This is a genomic window from Methylomonas sp. MK1, assembly GCF_000365425.1.
Taxonomy (GTDB): domain Bacteria; phylum Pseudomonadota; class Gammaproteobacteria; order Methylococcales; family Methylomonadaceae; genus Methylomonas.
The window spans coordinates 889,532-908,710 of sequence record NZ_AQOV01000001.1; the positions used below are offsets into that span (position 1 = coordinate 889,532).

Consider the following 19,179-nt stretch of genomic DNA (forward strand, 5'->3'; position numbering starts at 1 on the left):
TCAAATATGGCTACAACACCTACCAACCCTACTAATCACTCGCCAAGGCCGTTTTGGCCAAAGTATGCGAACCTCTGACGTCATTTCGACTCATGAACATAATTTAAAGCTAATAAACAAGATTAACGTCCAGGGAATACGTCAAAAACGCCATTTTTAAACTCAGCTCGCTGGCTAACCGTCTTTGCATGCCATTCAACGCCTACCCGCCGTCAGCCGGGGAGTCGCTATTTTTGCCGAAAGATTTTTTCGGGCATCCTGCTGGAAAAAATCGGCAAAAATTACGCGACCGCTTATGCCTTCGGCGCCCCGATTCGTCCGCGTCACCTCGTTCCGACCCAACAAGGGGTCGAAACATCGGCTCTCGCATGACTTAACGCCGTGTCGCGATGCCTTGCAGGTTTTCTCCGCTTCGCTGCGAAAACCCGCCCGGCGCTACGGCTATCGGGGACTAAAAATCTTCACTTCGCTGGCGCTCCGTTTCCAAGATTTTCAGCGCCGGCACAATTACTGCTTGTAGATACTATGCGACTAGCACCAGACCCTACTTCATCTATCCTGAGGCCTATGCCTTATTCCGATATCTCCCAGGTTTTCAGTTCCAGCCTGCAGAAGTTATTGCAGGATAGAGAACGCATGTTAAGTACCTTGATGAGCAACTTGAAAGGTATGGTTTACTGCTGTCTGGTAGACCAACATTGGACAATGGTTTTTGTCAGTGAAGGTTGCCAAGCGCTCACTGGCTATAGCGCAGACGACTTATTGTTTAACCGCCGTATCACATACGAAGAACTAACCCTAGAAGACGATAGGATTTGGATTCGCGAACACATCAACGCCGCGGCGCTTAGCGGCGAACAATTCGAGTTGGACTACCGCATCACCCACGCCAATGGCAGCATTCGTTGGGTCAGGGAAAGTGGCGTCGCCCTGTTTAACGAACAAGGTGAATTGGAGGCCTTGGAAGGTTTTATCCAAGACATTACCGCGCACAAGCAAAGCGAGCAACTGGCACGTGAAGCTGAGGAGCGCTACCGCTCCATTTTCGAAAATGCCATCGAAGGGATTTATCAAACCACACCGGCCGGCCAATACTTAAATTTCAATCCGGCCTTAGCCCGCATTTACGGCTACGACTCCACCGACGATCTGATGCGCGCCATCAGCGACATTCAAACCCAAATCTACGTAGAGCCGGGCAAGCGCGCAGAATATATCGCCATGATGCAGTGTGATGGTCGGGTGCTGAATTTTGAAGCCCAGGTTTACCGGAAGAACGGCGACATTATCTGGATCACCGAAAACGCTCATGAAGTGCGAGACTTAAACGGCAATTTGCTATTTTATGAGGGCACCGTCGAGGATATTTCCGAGCGCAAACAATACGAGCAGCAGATCGAATATCAAGCCACGCACGACACCCTCACCGGGCTACCTAATCGCACTATGCTGGCCGATCGGCTGCAACAGTGCATGCATTTTTGCGACCGCTATGCCAACAAATTAGCGGTGGCCTTTGTCGATCTCGATCAATTCAAACTGATCAATGACAGCATGGGCCACCATGTGGGTGATCAGCTGCTGGTGACCATGGCCGAGCGTTTGGGCGCGTGCCTGCGTGAATCGGATACAGTTGTGCGGCTGGGCGGTGATGAATTTGTATTGCTGCTCACCAACGTCCAAAAAATAGAAGATCTTACCCACACCATGCAACGCATCCTCGCCGCGGTGGTAACACCGTGTATGATCGATGGCCGCGATTTTGTCGTCTCTTGCAGCATCGGCATTGGCATTTATCCGGACGACGGGCACGACCCCAATACCCTGCTCAAACACGCCGACTCGGCGATGTACAAAGCCAAGCAATTAGGTCGCAATAATTTTCAGTTTTTCACCCCGGAGTTGAATCAAGCCTTAACCACCCGAATCAAGATCGAGTACCGCCTGCGCCACGCCATCGAAAACGAAGAGTTTTTATTGCACTTTCAACCTAAGGTGGATTTTGCCACCGGCGCTATCTGCGGTACCGAAGCCCTGATCCGCTGGCAACCGCCGGGCGAACCGCTAATTTCCCCAATGAGTTTTATTCCAGTGGCCGAAGAAACCGGGCAAATTGAAGAAATCGGCCGCTGGGTATTGATCAATGCTTGCCGAAAAGCCTGTGAATTCCAACAACGCACCGGCTGCAAGTTTCCCGTCGCTGTCAACGTCTCCCCCAGACAGTTCCGGCAACTCGACTTGGTCAATACCGTAAAATCGGTATTGCAAATAACCGGCATCGATCCCCAGTACCTGGAATTGGAAATTACCGAAAGCAGCCTGGTCCATGACACGCGACATTTCATTCAAACCCTGCACGATCTGAAAGCCTTGGGTGTCAAACTGGCTATAGACGATTTTGGCACCGGCTATTCCAGCATGGCTTACCTAAAGGACTTTCCGGTCGATCGGCTGAAGATCGACAAAGTATTTGTCGGCAATCTGGAAACAGAGCCGACGAATGTTGCCATTCTCAAGGCCATTATCGCTCTTGGCCATGGTTTGAACATAAAAGTGGTCGCCGAAGGCGTGGAAACGGCGTATCAGCAGCAATCTTTGCAGGACATGGGCTGCGATGAGTTACAAGGCTACTATTTCAGCAAACCCTTAACGGCAGAATCCTTTGTGGCACTTCTAAAACAACAGGATGCTGAGTTGATTACTGCCCCCATCGGCATCTATGTTTAGCGACTAGATAAATCGACGAGCAGCAAATCCGCTTTGCTCGAGGCGAACCATTCCCCGTATAGTATCCCGTTGTCAAAAACTCTAGGAATGCACAGCAGTGGACACCATCAGCATACGCGGCGCCCGCACTCATAATCTAAAAAACATCGATCTGGACTTGCCGCGTGACAAGTTGATCGTCATAACCGGCCTGTCCGGTTCCGGGAAGTCTTCGTTGGCTTTCGATACCATTTATGCGGAAGGCCAACGCCGCTACGTGGAATCGCTGTCGGCTTATGCCCGCCAGTTTTTATCGATGATGGAAAAACCCGACGTCGATCATATCGAAGGCTTGTCACCGGCGATTTCCATCGAACAAAAATCCACCTCGCACAATCCGCGCTCCACGGTTGGAACGATTACCGAGATTTACGATTATCTGCGTTTGTTGTACGCGCGGGTTGGCATTCCGCGCTGCCCGGAACATGGGGTGTCATTGGAGGCGCAAACCGTCAGCCAAATGGTCGATCAAGTGTTAACGCAGCCGGAAGGCGAGCGCTGGATGTTGCTGGCGCCGGTGATCAACGACCGCAAGGGCGAACACGTGCTGCTTTTGGAAGACTTGAAAGCCCAAGGCTTTCTGCGTGCCCGCATCGACGGTGAAGTCTATGAACTGGACGAGCCCCCTGCCCTGGATTTAAAGAAAAAACATACTATCGAAGTGATCGTCGACCGCTTCAAAATCCGCGATGACATCGCCCTGCGCTTGGCAGAATCCTTCGAAACCGCGCTGCGCTTGTCGGAAGGCCTGGCGATTGCCGCTTCGATGGAAAACGATCAGCAACTATTGTTCTCCGAGCGCTACGCCTGCCCGCATTGCGGCTACAGCCTGAGTGAACTGGAACCGCGCATCTTTTCCTTCAACAACCCGAAAGGCGCTTGTCCCAGTTGCGACGGCCTGGGCGTGCGCCAGCATTTCGATCCACAGTTGGTGGTACATAACCCGGACATCAGTCTGGCCGGCGGCGCAGTGCGCGGTTGGGATCGGCGCAACGCCTATTACTACCAAATCATCTGCGCACTGGCCGCGCATTACAACTTCGATCCGGAAGCGCCGTTTTCACATATTTCCAAGGACATTCAGGCGGCGATTTTGTATGGCAGCGGTGAGGAAAAAATTAGTTTTACCTTCCAGATGGGTAACGGCAAACCCAAAGCCAGCCGGCATGCCTTCGAAGGCATCATTCCGAATATGCAGCGCCGCTACCACGAAAGCGACTCGCAAATGGTCCGCGACGAATTATCCAAATATCTGGCACAACAGACCTGCTCGGTGTGCGATGGCGCGCGTTTGAATCTAGGTGCGCGCAATGTGTTTGTCGATGAACAACCTTTACATCACGTCACGCGCTTGCCAATTAAACAAACCTTGGGCTTTTTTCAGGGGCTGAATATTCCCGGCCACCGTGGTGAAATCGCCGCGAAGATTAATAAGGAAATTCAGGAACGCCTGGAGTTTTTGGTGAATGTGGGTTTGGATTATCTGACCCTGGATCGCAGCGCCGACACCCTATCCGGCGGCGAGGCACAACGCATTCGGTTGGCCAGCCAAATTGGCGCTGGCTTGGTGGGCGTCATGTATGTACTCGACGAGCCGTCGATAGGTTTGCACCAACGCGATAACGAACGCTTGCTGAACACGCTGTATCGATTGCGCGACTTGGGAAATACCGTCATCGTGGTGGAACACGACGAAGACGCGATCCGCGCCGCCGACCATGTGGTGGACATCGGCCCCGGCGCCGGCGTGCATGGCGGGCAAATCGTCTCGCAAGGCACGCCAGCGCACATCTTGGCCGACCCCAACTCCTTGACCGGCCAGTATTTGTCCGGCGGCTTGAGCATAGAGATTCCCAAAAAAACCACGCCGCGCGACCCTAGCAAACAAGTCACCATCCGTAAAGCCAGCGGCAATAATCTGCAAAACGTCGACGTCAGCTTCCCGGTAGGGTTGATGACTTGCGTCACCGGTGTCTCGGGTTCGGGTAAATCGACCCTGATCAACGACACTTTATACAGCCACGCCGCCCGGCTCATCAACGGCGCCAGCTGCATCCCGGCGCCGTGCGAAGCCATTGAAGGTTTGGAACAATTCGACAAAGTGGTGGACATCGATCAAAGCCCGATCGGCCGCACCCCGCGCTCCAACCCGGCCACCTACACAGGCATTTTTACGCCGGTGCGCGAGCTGTTCTCCGCCACGCCGGAGGCCCGTTCGCGCGGTTATACGCCTGGCCGCTTCAGTTTCAACGTCAAGGGCGGTCGCTGCGAAGCCTGCGCAGGCGACGGTGTGATCAAAGTGGAAATGCACTTCCTGCCGGACATTTTCGTACCCTGCGACATCTGCCACGGCAAGCGCTACAACCGGGAAACCCTGGAAATCCGCTACAAAGGCAAGACCATCCACGAAGTCCTGGAAATGACCGTGGAAGACGCCACCCAATTCTTCTCCGCCATCCCCAGCCTGGCCCGCAAGCTGCAAACCCTGATCGACGTGGGTTTGAGCTACATCACCTTGGGCCAGAACGCCGTGACGCTATCCGGCGGCGAGGCGCAACGCGTCAAACTGGCCAAAGAGCTATCGAAACGCGACACCGGCACCACGTTGTACATCCTCGACGAGCCCACCACCGGCCTGCACTTTCATGACATCAAACAATTACTGACGGTGTTGCACACCCTGCGCGACCACGGCAACACGGTGATCATCATCGAGCACAATCTGGACGTGATCAAAACCGCAGACTGGATTGTGGACATGGGACCGGAAGGCGGCAGCGGCGGTGGGATGCTGGTGGCGGAGGGCACGCCTAAGCAGATTGCCAAGCATAAGAAGTCGCACACCGGAACGTATTTGCAGCGGTTTTTCGCGTGAGTTACAACTGAAACCATGAACGAGCTACAAGCGGAATTAACCAAAGCGATTCTGGCTCATGCCGCAGTCGATGCGATTTATCTGTACGGCTCCAGGGCCAAAAATACCGCCCGACCCGATAGCGATTGGGACATTGCGGTGATTTTCAGTGATTTCGAGACCGATCCGCTGGAACGGGCGGTGCGTCCGCAAATGCTGGAAGCCGAAGTCGAACGCGAATTAAAGCGCTACAACCAAATCAGCATCGTCGATCTTGAAACCGCGCAGGCCTTGCTGCAAGTCGGCATCTTGCAGTCGGCTGTTAAATGGTACGACCGCAACGTGCCGCACGTCAGACGCGTCGAGCAAAGCATCTGGTCGAAATGGGAAAAGGATTATGAGAGATATTGCCTATGAACAGGCGCTGATGCGCCATCGCCGCAAAATGCTGCGTATTTTGGACGAGTACAGCCAGGAAAATATCAACACCTGGACCGAACGCGACCTTCTAGCGATACAGCGCGCACTACAAGTCTATATAGAAGCCTTCATCGGCATGGCGCGTTATTTCGTCGAGCAAAAATACCAACTGACGGTCAGCCAATCGCGAGAAGCGTTGGACGAATTGAAAAGCCACGGCGATTTGCCGGCCGAGCAGCATGCCGAGTTGATGAAAATCATCGGCTTTCGCAACGTGCTGATGCACGACTACCTGGACCTCAACGACGGCATCGTGCAAGCCATTGTCACCAAAAGGCAGTATGCGATTTTGGAAAAGTGGATGGTGGTTTGGCAGGGGAACTGGATGAATGTGGGCCAGAATGCCCAAATGGAAATAATTGAGCCTATAGGCGGTTCCGCTACATCCAAAGCAACCGTTATTAATTAGATTTTATTCTTCGGCAACATCCCACCCAAGTAGAAATTGGCATGTTTAATCTCAAATGACAGTTTAAAATTTTATCAGCCATTTAGATAATGAAAGTTGTAGGGTGGATAAGCAAACGCCATCCACCTATTCAAAACTCTTCTAATCTATTGTGGATGGCGCTTCGCTTATCCACCCTACGGCCCTGAACAACAATTAACGGAATAGCTAATGTCTAATTTGCTTCAAAAACATTTGGAAGAAGCCTGTAAACAGGAAAACTTGAACTTATTAAAAAGCCAATGGGATTTCGACAGCAAGCTAATTCCAAAAGCTTTGCAAACTATCGGACAATTATTTCCTCACTACAGTCGTCACGATCAATCGCATAGTGATCAAATATTGATTAATATTGAACGTATTTTAGGAGATAGAGTTTCGTTATTATCTGCAACTGATACTTGGATGCTTTTAGAGGCGGCATATTGGCATGACTTAGGCATGGTCGTGCCAAATAGAGCGCTTCAAGAAGCGCTTGACGACACAGATTTTCATAGTTATTTATTGCAAATTGCAAATGATGCTGGAAATGAGTTACAAAAATTTGCCACATTTTTCCTAAAAACATCTGACTTAACTCAGTGTTTTACTGGCGCTGACTATCCTTTAGATGCAGTTATTAAATTTCGGTTATTAATGGCTGAATGGTTTCGGCGAAAGCACCCCACACGTTCCGAAAAAGCCATGAACGATCCTTGGAACGAGTTGGGGTTGAGCTCTCCAAGATCAGAGTTAATTCCGACGCGTCTATTTCGATTACTAGGACGAATTTGCTCACTACACGGGGCAAGTTTTTCTGAAATACTCAGTGATTTACCGCATAAAGAAGTAGGTATGGCAAATGATGATTGCCACCCGCGTTTCGTTGCATGCTTGTTGAGACTGGGCGATTTATTGGATATGGATGACAATAGATTTTGTCCGGTAATGCAACGTATTGCCGGTGATAATCGTCCGGCACTTAGTAAAGCACATGAAGATAAACATAGCAGTATTAGACACTTCCGATTAGATAATCAGCGTATTGAGATATATGCAGTATGTAAATCCATTGACGGTTATGTTGAGCAATGGCGTTGGCTGGATATGTTACGCGACGAAATGCAAAATCAAATGGCACGTTGGCAAGATATTGCGCCTTCTGTCGAACTTGGACTATTGCCAATGTTAGGAGATATAAAAGTCGATATCGCTGACAGAGCATTAATTGCAGAATCTGGAAAAAGGCCTGAGTTTACGCTAAATGCTAACAGGGTAATGGATTTGCTCAAAGGTGATAATTTGTATGATCGTTTTGATGCCTTTAGAGAATTATTACAAAACGCAGTCGATGCTACTTTACTACGCATTTGGGAATGTGATAATTCAGCTATAGAACAGATGATTTCTCAAGGAAGATCCGGTAATTTTTCTCAAGAAATATTTAATAAATATCCTGTGATTGCCCGGTTGGAAAGGATATCTGATAACGAGAACAAAATATGTTGGTGCTTGACAATATCTGACCAAGGAGTTGGGATTAATCAATCAGATATGGTTTATATGACTAAAGTGGCTGGCTCAAGCAATAACATAAGGCGACTGTCGTTAATTAATTCTATGCCAGAATGGTTGCAGCCTTCAGGAACTTTTGGGATTGGTTTGCAAAGTGCGTTTATGTGGTCAGAAAAAATTATCATAAAAACGAAAGGCCTTTATTCTCAGGAGGCGCTTGATATTATTTTACACAGTCCTACAGGTACAAAAAAGGGACTGGTGGAAGTCGAGAGAGTAGATGATTATTTAAGGCCTATTGGAACTTCGTTAAGTATTGAAATAGAGACAGAAAGAAAGTCAAATAGTTTTTCAATTTCAAACGAAAATAAACAAACTTTATATTATTTAGCTATAGCTAATTGTGATTGGCTTCTTGATCAAGAGTTGCCATTGGATGCCTATAGGCTGATTGATGAGGTCGCATTATTTTCAAACAATTCTCCTATTTCCGTTGAATGTTTTTTCGAGTCAGAAGCTGTAGGCCTTTCTTCATCTATTGACACGACATCGAAACTTAATTTTTTTAAAGAAACAAACAGTAGATTTGATATTATTTTTTTTGACCAAGCCAACGCTAATAATAACTCATTATATTATAGAGGACAGAAGGTTAAAGATGACAAGGGACTTTGGTGTTATCCATTTTTTAATTATAAAATTGATTTGTATTCTGGAAAAGCCTCTGAATGGCTTACGTTTAATAGAAACTCCCTCAGCTTTAAAGGAAAAAAAGCTGTTCCAAATGTCGTAGAGGAAAATATTCGGTTATGGTTTGCTAAAAACCTAGAATACGTCATGAGAGAAAACTCGCCTTTTCAACAAGCAGGCCAATGCCATCCAAAGGTTATTCTTTCGGCTTTTGCAAAAATCGAATCTTTTGACAAGCGACAAGAGCAATCAATCCTTGATTTTTGGGAGTCTATTTCTAATAAGACGGCTGAATTATGGAAGGATTTTCCATGCACTGTTGTAGAGACTGATGATAATTTCGATAAAAACAAGGATGCTAAGTATGCTGCTATTCAGCTTTTGAACCCTGGAACTCTAATTTCTAATTCTTCTAGTTAGACTCACCGTAGCAATCTTGTTGACTATGGTGTTGGAAATGCAAAAATTGTTTTTTCACGCAATCTTTCTTTGCTATTAATCCAGGATTGGTTGAAAGATATAGATAATTGTATATCTTTCAAGGTAATCGAGCCTAAATGCACTAGCTTTGTTGTGTTTCCTTTTGTTGTCGCTGAACTAGCGTTACGTAACAATAATTGCGGGCGTTTTAATATTGCCGATGAGGTTTTGGTTAAATTAGTTGAAAAAAAGCTTAAGATATTGGAGTGGTCAACAAGAATCATGATACCTATAGAATTTTTTCCAGAAGAGATAAAGGCGGAGCTATTAGAAGTTCGAAATGATATAGAGATTTTCGGGGCAGATTATTTAATTGATATAATTCCGTGTCCGACACAACACCTGATCATTCCCTATTTGATTAATCCGCACGCAAATGTTCGTGCTAGCTTGGAGAATTTAGATAAATTTATAAGTTGGGTTCACGGTGGATTAAAAAACCCTGTTGATATTGAAACGACGAGAAAGACGATAATCAATGTAAAAAACTGGTTTGATAACCTCATGAGTTCTTCTTCGGTTTGGCAAAGCTTTATTAATCCAACAAATAACGCAGACTAATTTCATATCCTAAATTGTTTAGCAAGTGGATGCGCTAAACAACGTGCACCGCATCGTTCGCGATTGGTAAGGTTCGTAAACTCACCACACCAGACGCCTGCTTTTGGCTGGATATTTGCCATTGGCACTTTTGTTTCGTCTGGCGACCCTTGGCCCAGACCGTGTAAGAACGTAAAACAGGGATTGCTCAAGCATGACCAAGGAACTTGTGGGGTTCCAAAGCAAGTAGATACTGTTATGCAAGTCAAGCCAAATGCAAAGCCGGATCGAAGGGTTTAGCGGATTTTAGGACACCGAAGGCCACATGAACCAACTTACGCATCATAGCGCCAATAATCAGTTTGGCAGGTTTACCTGCATCGGCTAATCGGCTTCTGAATTGCTTCCCCCAGGCGGTTTTATAAAGGGTGACCATGGCCGGCATATAGCGTGCTTTGCGCAGGAATGCATGGCCGACTTTGGAGAGCCTGGGTTCGCCTTTGATACTACTGCCGGATTCGTAATGCCTAGGGTCAAGCCCGGCAAAGGCGGCAGCCTGTCGGCTATTGGCGAAGCGCGAGGTATCGGCGTAGAACGCCAGGATGATGGCGCTGGTGCGCTCATCAATGCCAGGAATACTATCGAGCAATTCGCGTTGTTGCTTGAGATCGGGATGGTGATCGATATGATCGTTGATGGTATCGATCAATTGCCGAATAGCGCTATCCAGCCAATTCAGATGTTGCTGAATGTCCTCTCGCACGGCTTCCCGCGCCACCAGCAAGCGGTTGCTTTCCTGGGTACGCATGGTTTGTAAGGCGTCCAGGCGTAACACCAAAGCACGTAGCGTGATGTCCTCCTGGCTACGAGGCTGCCAAGCAGGCGGTTGGCGCTCGGCACAGAAATTGGCGATGAGTTTGGCGTCGATGGTGTCAGTTTTGCTGCGGGTGAGTCGTGAAGCACCATAGGCTTTAATTTGTGCCGGATTGACGACGCTGACGGTTAAACCGGCGATTGCCAGATGCTGAGCAACGTCTTCCCAATAAATGCCGGTCGCTTCCATGCAGACATGAGGCGATTCGGCCTTTTGAGTAGCTAACCACATCAACAACGCCGCAAAGCCGTCGAGAGAATTGGGAATGACTTTGGCGCGAAACTTACCGCTAGGCAGGCGCAATGCGCAGTCCAGCTTGGCTTTGGCAACATCGATACCGAGATAAAAGTGGGACATGAAAACCTCAAATGATCTACCTTGTGAATGCAGGCTGCCGGAAACCGGGCCGAAGAGACTGTCCGATCGTTGATCGAGGGCGAGTAGCTGCTGCAAAAATCTACGGTTTGCGGATTGAAATCTAAGCCTCGATACGGCATCCAGCTACTCTTACCTGAGGTACCCCTCAGGTGTGTTTTCACAGTTTATTATCCGTGGAAAAGCACGGTTTGATAATACAAGCCTCGATGTAATCGAGGGGTCGGAGGTCCAATCCCTCGATTTCGCTAGCGCTGCATCGAGGCTACAGAAGCTCAATTCGATGGCCACTGATTAGGCGTGCAATTGGCTGACAACTGTCGGATAAATAAAAGCAAGAAATCTACCCAATTGACCTTGCACGGTGATTTAATCGCCCTTAAACCGCGTATAAAGAGGTTCTCTTTCCCACAATGTCCCACCGCCTCGCCATCATCTCCGACACCCACGGCTTGCTTCGCCCTGAGGTGCTGGCGGCGTTGCACGGCTGCGAGCGGATTTTCCACGCCGGCGACGTCGGCAAACATGAGGTGTTGCAGCGACTGAACGAGTTGGCTCCGGTCACGGCGGTGCGCGGTAACAACGATAGAGGTGCTTGGGCTGAGGAACTGCCCATCTGTGCCAGCGTCATGGTCGGCCAAGTTTCAATTTATTTGATCCACGATCTGGCAGAGTTGCCCATCGATCCGGTCGTGGCCGGAATTCGCGTCGTCATTTCCGGCCATTCGCATAAACCGTCGCTTCAAGAGCGTGACGGCGTACTATATCTAAACCCCGGCAGCGCGGGCCCACGCCGGTTTAAATTGCCTCTAGCAGTTGCCGAACTGATCATCAACGATAAGACAGTCGAGGCCCGGATCATAGAGCTGGAAGTATGACGCGATTAGCGGGAGCCAGTGATCGATTGCTGATCAGCATTTACGCCAGCGAACTGAGCGGCTGGCGTTATGCAGTGGTACGCAGTAGATTGTGCGGCCGCGCTATTTGAACTGAAGTTGGCCGCCGGTGCCGGCGCCGTCTTTGACTTCCTGGGCTTTGTAATTCCTTAAAGATTGCACCAAGTTGTTGTAGGCATCAAAAAACGCTGCGGCGGTGGATATGCCTTCCGGGGTTCGGGTAAAGCTCGCCAAGCCAAAGCCGCCTGCAGCATTCTCGCCTAAGAATCCGCCCCACCCGGAAACCTGCAAAGCATTGGCGGTTGCGCTGCCCTGGGAAATGCCGATTTGTACTGTCGAGCGGATATCGATCAAGGTCAGAGCTACGTCCGTACTGCGTTTATCGGCTGCGCTCGCCGCAGCACCCGCCAATGCATCTACAAAAATCCCGCCCAGCGAGATTTGCCCCGGCGGGGCGTAATACTGATGCATACCGCCGCCGTAAAGGCCGGCTCTGTTACCCTGGGTAGATTCGTTGAGGACGATGACCTGCGGTTCCAGTAGATAATCGGCGGCGACCCGTTGGCCTTTTTGCTGTTTGGAGCCGGCCCGGTACTCACCGGATTCACGTTGCTGTGAGGTAATAGCATTGAGTAATGCCAAGGTGGCCTGATTGCCGATGCCGGTAATCACAAAGCAGTTGGATTGCTGCACCGCCAAACGAATCAATGGGTCAACGGTGGTTACGGCGCTGGCACCGGTGATACGGCCATCGCTGACCGCCAAGGTGCCTAATGGGCTGGCGCAATGTTCCAGCGTTTTATTGGCATTGACGCTGGTAGACCCACCCGCCGAACCGCTAATGAGGCTGGCACTGCCGCCGGTTTGTACGCCCGGTTTTGTACAAGCGCTCAACGAAATCATCACTGCCAGCCAGCTTAGTTGTTTGGTTTTTATGCAGATCATACCGACACACCCCTGTCGAAATTAGCAAGCTCGGAAACTGAAATTTAGCACTCTGAGAAAATGTTAGAGTAAAACCCTAGCGGAATGCAAACAAATCGCAGTGTGTGTTAAATGCCAGGAATTTCACCGCCGAATTACGGCGCTTCGACTCCTACCCACGAGACTCCTAGAGGTTCTACTTTTAAGGGCAAAGCTAACGAACGAATTAACCGAAACTCGAAAAGCCCCAAAATGACTTTTTATCAGAAAGGTTTCGCCGTCGCCGGTGCAACTGGCTATGCGATAGCAGCAAGGCAAAACCGGAAGCGTGGGCACTGGGTTCGGCATTGGAAGATAGGGAATCGCATACATACAGCGATTATTTGAATTGACCTGACGATATACGTTACGAGCTTATCGATGGCGACGCTTATTTGATGTCACCGGCGCCTGACTTGACACATCAGGATGTGGCGGGGGAAGCTTATTTCCAAACTCGGCAAGCACTAGCGGGCAATCCTGCCGCGCTTTTATCCGCACCCGTCGATGTGCGTTTACCCAAAGCCCAGGAAGCGGACGATTCTAACGACACAGTCGTGCAGCCCGACGTATTGGTACGTGTGCTGTTACTGTATTTTTGGGTGTTACTGTATGTTTACGCAGTAACTTAGACGATCTCACTAAATCTACGCGCATAAAAAAACCATAAGTTCTTATGTGTAAAGGACTTATGGTTAATCTGGATACTGCTAAAGCTATAAATGGTGGCGATACCGGGGATCGAACCTGGAACCTCGGGGTTATGAATCCCGCGCTCTAACCGGATTGAGCTATATCGCCACTGGGAACAGCTTTGAAAAGACGCGCATTATAGGACGCGTCTTTTCCATTGTCAAACATTGAAACGAAAGTGCATCACGTCACCATCCTGGACTTTGTACTCCTTGCCTTCCAACCGCCATTTACCGGCGTCTTTGGCTCCTTGTTCGCCGTTGTAAGCTATAAAATCCGCATAAGACACCACTTCGGCGCGGATGAACCCCTTTTCGAAATCGGAGTGAATCACGCCCGCGGCTTGCGGCGCGGTGGCGTTGACAGGGATCGTCCAAGCTCTGACTTCTTTGACGCCAGCGGTAAAATAAGTCGATAGATTCAACAACTCGTAGCCGGCACGTACCACCCTATTCAAGCCAGGCTCTTCCAAGCCCAAGTCTTCGAGAAATTCTTTCTTTTCGTCTTCATCAAGTTGCACGATTTCGGCTTCTATAGCCGCGCAGACAGCGACGACCTTGGAGCCTTCTTTCTCGGCAAACGCTTTGACTTTGTCCAGCATCGGATTGTTCTCAAAACCGTCGTCTTGAACGTTGGCAACATATAGCGTGGGCTTGATCGTGATCAGGCACAGGTCCTTGATCAGTTTGGCTTCATCTTCGCTTAGACCCAAAGTACGCACGGCTTCACCGGCATTGAGGTGTTCCAGCACCCGTTCCAGAACTTCCTTTCTGGCTAGCTCATCCTTGTTGCCGGACTTTGAAGCCTTTGCGGCTTTTTGCAGCGCTCTTTCGACGGAAGACATGTCGGCCAGCGCCAATTCAGTATTGATGACTTCAATATCGTTGATCGGATCGACTTTGCCGGCAACGTGAATCACATTGTCGTCATCAAAACAGCGCACCACATGCACAACGGCATCGGTTTCGCGGATATTACCGAGAAATTGGTTGCCCAAGCCTTCGCCTTTCGACGCGCCGGCCACTAAACCGGCGATGTCGACGAACTCAATGGTGGTCGGTAATACGCGTTCAGGATTGACGATGGCCGCCAGTTTATCCATTCGTGGATCAGGAACCGGCACCACACCTACGTTTGGGTCTATGGTGCAAAAAGGATAGTTTTCAGCCGCAATGGTGGCTTTGGTCAGCGCGTTGAACAGAGTTGATTTACCGACGTTGGGCAGCCCAACGATTCCGCAATGTAGTGCCATGAATTTTATACAGAAGGATTAATTTAACAGGAGCCGGATAAACCGGAAGAGTGCGGGCGCGATTATACAGAGAATTTACGGATATGACCGCGCCGACAGGAGGAGTAGCGCATCGTTTGCAGGCGATGCGCTATCGGATTGTTACTTGACTTGCAAAACACCACCTTGACCGCTGCCGCCACCGCCCTGTACTTCCTGCGCTTTATAGTTTCTGAGCGATTGGACCATATTGTTATAGGCATCAAAAAAGGCTGCCGCGGTAGCTATGCCTTCCGGGGTTCTGCTGTACATGCCTATGCTGCCCCCGGCCGCGCCGGCAAAAAGTCCGCCCCAACCGCCAAACGCGCCGCCGCCCGAGGTACTCATATTGTTCGCGGTGGCACTGCCTTGGGAAATGGCAATTTGTACGGTTGAACGAATATCGGTCAATGTCAGTGCCACATCGGTAGTTCTCGTTTCCACGGCATGGGAAACCGCGCCGGCAATGGCGCCTAGACCGCCCAAACCGGCAGCACCTAATCCGGCACCGATTAATCCGGCCCCGATGGAGCCCCCTTGTCCGCCTGTCGATTCGTTAGCGACGATAATCTGCGGGTCAAGTAAATAGTCTGCGGCAACACGTTGGCCTTTGTGTTGTTTTGAACCTGACCGATATTCTCCGGAGTTTCTTTGTTGGTCGGTGATTCTATCCAGCATGGCGCTGGTGCTCATATTGCCAATACCGGTGATAATAAAACAATTGGATTGCTGTACTGCCAAGCGGATTAACGGATCAACTGTGGTTACACCTGATGCTCCCGAAAAACGGCCATCGCTGACCGCTAAGGTACCCAACGGGCTAGCGCAACGTTCCAACGATTTATTGGCGTTGACGCTGGTCGCTCCGCCGGCAGAGCCGGAGACTAAATTTGAACTACCACCTGTCTGCAAGCCAGGCTGTTGCGCGCAGCCGGCAAAAGCAAAAACAGAGACCAGTAATGATAAATCTCGAATTGATTTAACGCTCATCCAAAAAACTCCAAAAAATTGCCGTTCAGTTAATGACGCCTAGCAAACTAAAAAATTCGAGCGATAATAGACCAAAACTTATGAAAAGAAAAAGGAAATACTCATGCATTCAAAAAAGCCTTTTTTGTCAACGCTATTTGTATTATTCGTAGCGTTTGGCCTTGTCGCGTGTACACATCAAGAGAAACAAGTTAAGTCAGACACCATCAGAATTTGCGACGAGAATGGCTGTGCGGATCGCCCGAAAGACTATGCCTCTTTTCAGCCGGAACCAGCGATGTCCGCCGAAGACGCTGCAAAAATCAAAGCACTTGAAGAGCTGGCCGCAAACGACCCACGTGCCGCTTATGATTTGGCTCTGCGTTTCTTTAGAGCTGACGGTGTTCGCCAAGATACTTATAAGTCGATCAAATGGATGCGTGAATCCGCCGAGAAGGGCAACTTCGATGCGCAAAAAGCCTTGGGTAGAGTTTATCTGACGGGTCTTGGTGAAATGGGATCCGATCCGGGCGAGGCTGAAAAATGGTTATCCATCACGGCCAGCAAAGGTGACAAGGAAGCCAATACTTTGCTTAAAGAGGCAGTAAAAGCTCGCCAATCGGAGCAAGCCGATTATCAGTGGCGGAGACGATGGCAACAGGTTTTTTACAACAACTGGTATTCCGGCTATCGCTACAATTGGTACTGGGGAACCGGGAGGTGGTATTTGTATTAATCTGAACAAACTCCGATATTTGCTTAATTAAAAACCAAGTACCAGAATCGCAACGATCCCCCGTTTTACGCGAAGTGTAAAAATTCACAATTTTAGCTACGGAATCAGGTTACGAATAACCCAAAGAATGTCTTTAACCCTGACCTGAGCAGGCTTCGCCGAATACTATTGTTTTATCTCGGCCACTTGCTTTGGCTTGATACAAGGCGGCATCGGCGTAATTAATCATTTGGTCGATGTCCGGTGTTTGTTCGGATTGAACCAAGTCGCCATTCAGGCAATACAAACCAATACTCAGGGTCAAATTAACCAGCTCTTTATCGATAGACCATTCCAGAGCTTTAATTTCCTGCCGAATACGTTCCGCGAATGTTTTACCGCTATCGCAACGGGTGTTGGTAAAAATCGCGACAAACTCCTCACCACCAAAACGCACCAAAATATCGGTATTGCGCACTTGCCGCTTTAACGCGTTAGCCACGCCGGTTAATACTTGATCGCCAAACAAATGGCCGAAACGATCATTAATCACTTTGAAATGATCGATGTCCATCACCAACAGACAAAAACTGGTTTTGTAGCGCTTATGATGAGCGATAACGACTTCGACCTGATCATAAAAAAACCGCCGATTATGCAGGCCTGTTAATTGGTCATGCATGGACATACTGGCAAAATGATCTTTAAGTTGATTAGTTTCGGCGACCAAGCTCTCCAACTCGGCCGTCCTCAACGCAATTTGCTGTTCCATTTGCTGAACCAGGCGCCGAGTGGTGATCAACTGACCAAGAATGTTTTTATAGACTTCCAATAAACGGATATGCCAATCACTGAAATAATTTGCTTGCGGATGCGATACGTTTAAAACGCCAATCAGAGTGCGGTTGAAGGTAAAAACCGGTACGCTAATAATTGAGCCGGGCGATTGGTTCACGTTTCCAGTTTTTTCAAATCGCTTATCTTCATGACAATTTTGACAATGTTGCAAAACACCGGTCGCAGCGGCCGCACCGATCAAGCCTTCCCCGACTTTAAAGCGCAAAGGCCTATCAACATTTGGTTCAGTATTGCCCAACTCATGAACACTAATACCGGCGACATTGCTTAATAAGCCTTCACTATCCACGATAAAAAAAGAGCAGCGTTCCATGTCTTGATATTGGATAAGGCTTGCCAAAGCCTGTCTGATTAGGGCTTTTTCATCATCGACTTGATAATCTATTTCGGACAGTTGTTTAACTGCGGACAACGCATTGACGAGGTCGATCAGCAAATCTTGCATGCCGAAGCCCGCTAGTTTGGCATCTTGACTGTCTGCGCTGTGCTGATTCATCAATTCCCCATGATGGCTGCAAGTTTTTGCATAGCCGGCTGATTTTCGCCCAGTTGTTCGTCTAGCTCGCGTATATTTTCCAACGGTAACTTAATTTTCCGGCATTCCGGCTCAAACTCTTGCAGATTAATCGATTCACCGGCAATCACGGCTGCGCTTAATCGCTCACAAACCCTCAATAAAATCAGCAAGGGCAGTTCTTTACCGTCAAAATCCTTATTTTCATAATTTTGCAATAGAAGCTGATACAAAGCCGGCAAATGCCATTTATGCAATAAAAAATGACCGATTTGATAATGGCTCTGCCCCATTTGTCGAGTAATTCCCTCACTAACCGGCAAGCGAGTTTTTTTGCTCTCGACAAAAACCTCATGCAGCTCTTCGGGCTGCAAATAGCCGAGCACCAATACGCCGATATTGAGCAGCAATCCGCCGGAATAAATAGTCGATGGCGTAAACTCGCGCAATTGCGGAATTTCGGCTGCCAATTTTTGCGCGGATACCGCCGTTGTTAATGAGCGTATCCAAAAATACTCGGCGTCGAATCCTTGGCATTTACGCGTATCGAATTGGACATTAAAAATAATCGCCATTGCCAGAGCTTTTACTAAATCCAGGCCCAGGACCTGAAAAATGGCGGTACGAATGTCTGAGACATTACGGCCTCGGGCAAAGTAGGCCGAATTCGCTAATCCAAGCAATCTAGCGACCAAACCAGGCGATAACGATAAGGCATCCGCCAGCTTTTCTATGGGTATGTCCGGCGTGTTAATGGCACCTAGAATTCGCAGACTCGCCTCGGGCAAAACCGGCAAGTTTTTCAGCGAACTCATCTGCAATTCAATTGTTTGCTTTACACCGGCATTCATCAACCATGACCATGACCTGAAATAATTAAACAAACCGAGAGTTTGCGGTAATCGTTGTTACTCATTGCATCTTTGGGAATTATCATCGATTGACGCCTCCCTTTATCATGCACCCAATGCAGCGCGATTAGTAATCCGGTTACCACAGTTGATGCTTGAATCTCGATAGACTGGTAATGGTCGCCACTTCCCAGCAGCGACCATCCATGCTGAGGAGTATAGCGCAGATATGCGCCGCCAATTTTGCCGGATGCCATATTGCTTCGCCAACTCAAAAATACCGCCATCGTTAGCAAGCATTGGTAAGACATCGGCAGCGCGTTTAGCCAACATGCCGCTAGCGTCACCGCGTGGATGGCGCTAACGATGAGTGTCAGCGCCCGTGAGCGCCCCACTGTAAAATTCATGCTCTGTTCAAGATTTTTCGACACAATCGCCGCACCTTTTTC

Annotated in this window: 16 protein-coding genes and 1 tRNA gene; 9 read left to right on the plus strand and 8 right to left on the minus strand. The window is 49.0% G+C overall.

Features of this window, described 5'->3' with window-relative positions:
• The first annotated feature begins 567 nt into the window (after positions 1-567).
• From G006_RS0104120 to G006_RS0104145, 6 genes are all read left to right on the plus strand, one after another.
• Positions 568-2,727, plus strand: coding sequence for a putative bifunctional diguanylate cyclase/phosphodiesterase (locus tag G006_RS0104120; RefSeq protein WP_020481900.1), 2,160 nt, complete (start codon positions 568-570; stop codon positions 2,725-2,727).
• A 97-nt stretch (positions 2,728-2,824) separates the two neighbouring features.
• A complete protein-coding gene (gene uvrA / locus G006_RS0104125; RefSeq protein WP_020481901.1) occupies positions 2,825-5,641 on the plus strand; it encodes an excinuclease ABC subunit UvrA in 2,817 nt (938 codons plus the stop codon).
• Between the two features lie 15 nt (positions 5,642-5,656).
• Positions 5,657-6,037 (plus strand): type VII toxin-antitoxin system MntA family adenylyltransferase antitoxin, encoded by a 381-nt coding sequence (gene mntA / locus G006_RS0104130; RefSeq protein WP_020481902.1) that lies wholly within the window; start codon positions 5,657-5,659, stop codon positions 6,035-6,037.
• Entirely contained in the window at positions 6,018-6,509 is a 492-nt protein-coding gene (hepT, locus tag G006_RS0104135; protein ID WP_020481903.1) for a type VII toxin-antitoxin system HepT family RNase toxin, read from the plus strand. The genes mntA and hepT overlap by 20 nt, the downstream gene beginning before the upstream one ends.
• Before the next feature lie 210 nt (positions 6,510-6,719).
• Positions 6,720-9,152, plus strand: a complete 2,433-nt coding sequence (locus tag G006_RS24905) for an HD domain-containing protein (RefSeq protein ID WP_020481904.1) — start codon at positions 6,720-6,722, stop codon at positions 9,150-9,152.
• Positions 9,153-9,242: 90 nt separating this feature from the next.
• A complete protein-coding gene (locus G006_RS0104145; RefSeq protein WP_152428797.1) occupies positions 9,243-9,773 on the plus strand; it encodes a hypothetical protein in 531 nt (176 codons plus the stop codon).
• A 244-nt stretch (positions 9,774-10,017) separates the two neighbouring features.
• Here G006_RS0104145 and G006_RS0104150 read toward each other — a convergent pair whose 3' ends face one another.
• On the minus strand, positions 10,018-10,983 hold the full coding sequence (locus tag G006_RS0104150; protein ID WP_020481906.1) for an IS110 family transposase: 966 nt from the start codon (positions 10,981-10,983) through the stop codon (positions 10,018-10,020).
• A 431-nt stretch (positions 10,984-11,414) separates the two neighbouring features.
• On the opposite strand from G006_RS0104150, the gene G006_RS0104155 reads away from it, so the two are divergent.
• The gene (locus G006_RS0104155) at positions 11,415-11,879 is read left to right on the plus strand and encodes a metallophosphoesterase family protein (protein ID WP_020481907.1); all 465 of its coding nucleotides are present in this window, start codon (positions 11,415-11,417) and stop codon (positions 11,877-11,879) included.
• 102 nt (positions 11,880-11,981) lie between these two features.
• Here G006_RS0104155 and G006_RS0104165 read toward each other — a convergent pair whose 3' ends face one another.
• Positions 11,982-12,842: a hypothetical protein gene (locus G006_RS0104165; protein WP_020481909.1), complete on the minus strand. Its 861-nt coding sequence runs from the start codon at positions 12,840-12,842 to the stop codon at positions 11,982-11,984.
• Positions 12,843-13,222: 380 nt separating this feature from the next.
• On the opposite strand from G006_RS0104165, the gene G006_RS26890 reads away from it, so the two are divergent.
• Positions 13,223-13,492, plus strand: a complete 270-nt coding sequence (locus tag G006_RS26890) for a Uma2 family endonuclease (RefSeq protein ID WP_268743570.1) — start codon at positions 13,223-13,225, stop codon at positions 13,490-13,492.
• A 91-nt stretch (positions 13,493-13,583) separates the two neighbouring features.
• On the opposite strand, the gene G006_RS0104175 is transcribed toward G006_RS26890, so the two are convergent.
• The 3 genes from G006_RS0104175 to G006_RS0104185 form a co-directional block, all read right to left on the minus strand.
• Positions 13,584-13,661 (minus strand) — tRNA-Met (locus G006_RS0104175).
• Between the two features lie 52 nt (positions 13,662-13,713).
• Positions 13,714-14,805: a redox-regulated ATPase YchF gene (ychF, locus tag G006_RS0104180; RefSeq protein WP_020481911.1), complete on the minus strand. Its 1,092-nt coding sequence runs from the start codon at positions 14,803-14,805 to the stop codon at positions 13,714-13,716.
• Positions 14,806-14,946: 141 nt separating this feature from the next.
• A complete protein-coding gene (locus G006_RS0104185) occupies positions 14,947-15,813 on the minus strand; it encodes a hypothetical protein (protein ID WP_020481912.1) in 867 nt (288 codons plus the stop codon).
• Positions 15,814-15,916: 103 nt separating this feature from the next.
• Here G006_RS0104185 and G006_RS0104190 point away from each other — a divergent pair, with 103 nt between their 5' ends.
• Positions 15,917-16,528, plus strand: coding sequence for a tetratricopeptide repeat protein (locus G006_RS0104190; protein WP_020481913.1), 612 nt, complete (start codon positions 15,917-15,919; stop codon positions 16,526-16,528).
• A gap of 133 nt (positions 16,529-16,661) precedes the next feature.
• On the opposite strand, the gene G006_RS0104195 is transcribed toward G006_RS0104190, so the two are convergent.
• Genes G006_RS0104195 through G006_RS0104205 form a run of 3 tightly spaced genes read right to left on the minus strand, consistent with a single transcriptional unit; the run spans position 16,662 to position 19,161 of the window.
• Positions 16,662-17,861: a sensor domain-containing diguanylate cyclase gene (locus tag G006_RS0104195; protein ID WP_020481914.1), complete on the minus strand. Its 1,200-nt coding sequence runs from the start codon at positions 17,859-17,861 to the stop codon at positions 16,662-16,664.
• Positions 17,861-18,694, minus strand: coding sequence for an HDOD domain-containing protein (locus tag G006_RS0104200; RefSeq protein WP_160167658.1), 834 nt, complete (start codon positions 18,692-18,694; stop codon positions 17,861-17,863). The genes G006_RS0104195 and G006_RS0104200 overlap by 1 nt, the downstream gene beginning before the upstream one ends.
• Positions 18,695-18,729: 35 nt before the next feature.
• Complete coding sequence (locus tag G006_RS0104205) at positions 18,730-19,161, minus strand: protein YgfX (RefSeq protein ID WP_152428798.1); 432 nt, start codon at positions 19,159-19,161, stop codon at positions 18,730-18,732.
• Positions 19,162-19,179 lie beyond the last annotated feature (18 nt).

What these genes read in the sequence shown, in the direction of transcription:
- mntA (WP_020481902.1), top strand. Translation starts at nt 5,657, where the DNA reads ATGAACGAGCTACAAGCGGAATTAACCAAAGCGATTCTGGCTCATGCC.
- G006_RS0104120 (WP_020481900.1), top strand. Translation starts at nt 568, where the DNA reads ATGCCTTATTCCGATATCTCCCAGGTTTTCAGTTCCAGCCTGCAGAAG.
- G006_RS0104150 (WP_020481906.1), bottom strand. Translation starts at nt 10,983, where the DNA reads ATGTCCCACTTTTATCTCGGTATCGATGTTGCCAAAGCCAAGCTGGAC.
- G006_RS0104200 (WP_160167658.1), bottom strand. Translation starts at nt 18,694, where the DNA reads ATGAGTTCGCTGAAAAACTTGCCGGTTTTGCCCGAGGCGAGTCTGCGA.
- G006_RS0104165 (WP_020481909.1), bottom strand. Translation starts at nt 12,842, where the DNA reads ATGATCTGCATAAAAACCAAACAACTAAGCTGGCTGGCAGTGATGATT.
- G006_RS0104155 (WP_020481907.1), top strand. Translation starts at nt 11,415, where the DNA reads ATGTCCCACCGCCTCGCCATCATCTCCGACACCCACGGCTTGCTTCGC.
- ychF (WP_020481911.1), bottom strand. Translation starts at nt 14,805, where the DNA reads ATGGCACTACATTGCGGAATCGTTGGGCTGCCCAACGTCGGTAAATCA.
- G006_RS0104185 (WP_020481912.1), bottom strand. Translation starts at nt 15,813, where the DNA reads ATGAGCGTTAAATCAATTCGAGATTTATCATTACTGGTCTCTGTTTTT.
- hepT (WP_020481903.1), top strand. Translation starts at nt 6,018, where the DNA reads ATGAGAGATATTGCCTATGAACAGGCGCTGATGCGCCATCGCCGCAAA.
- G006_RS0104195 (WP_020481914.1), bottom strand. Translation starts at nt 17,861, where the DNA reads ATGAATCAGCACAGCGCAGACAGTCAAGATGCCAAACTAGCGGGCTTC.
- G006_RS24905 (WP_020481904.1), top strand. Translation starts at nt 6,720, where the DNA reads ATGTCTAATTTGCTTCAAAAACATTTGGAAGAAGCCTGTAAACAGGAA.
- G006_RS0104190 (WP_020481913.1), top strand. Translation starts at nt 15,917, where the DNA reads ATGCATTCAAAAAAGCCTTTTTTGTCAACGCTATTTGTATTATTCGTA.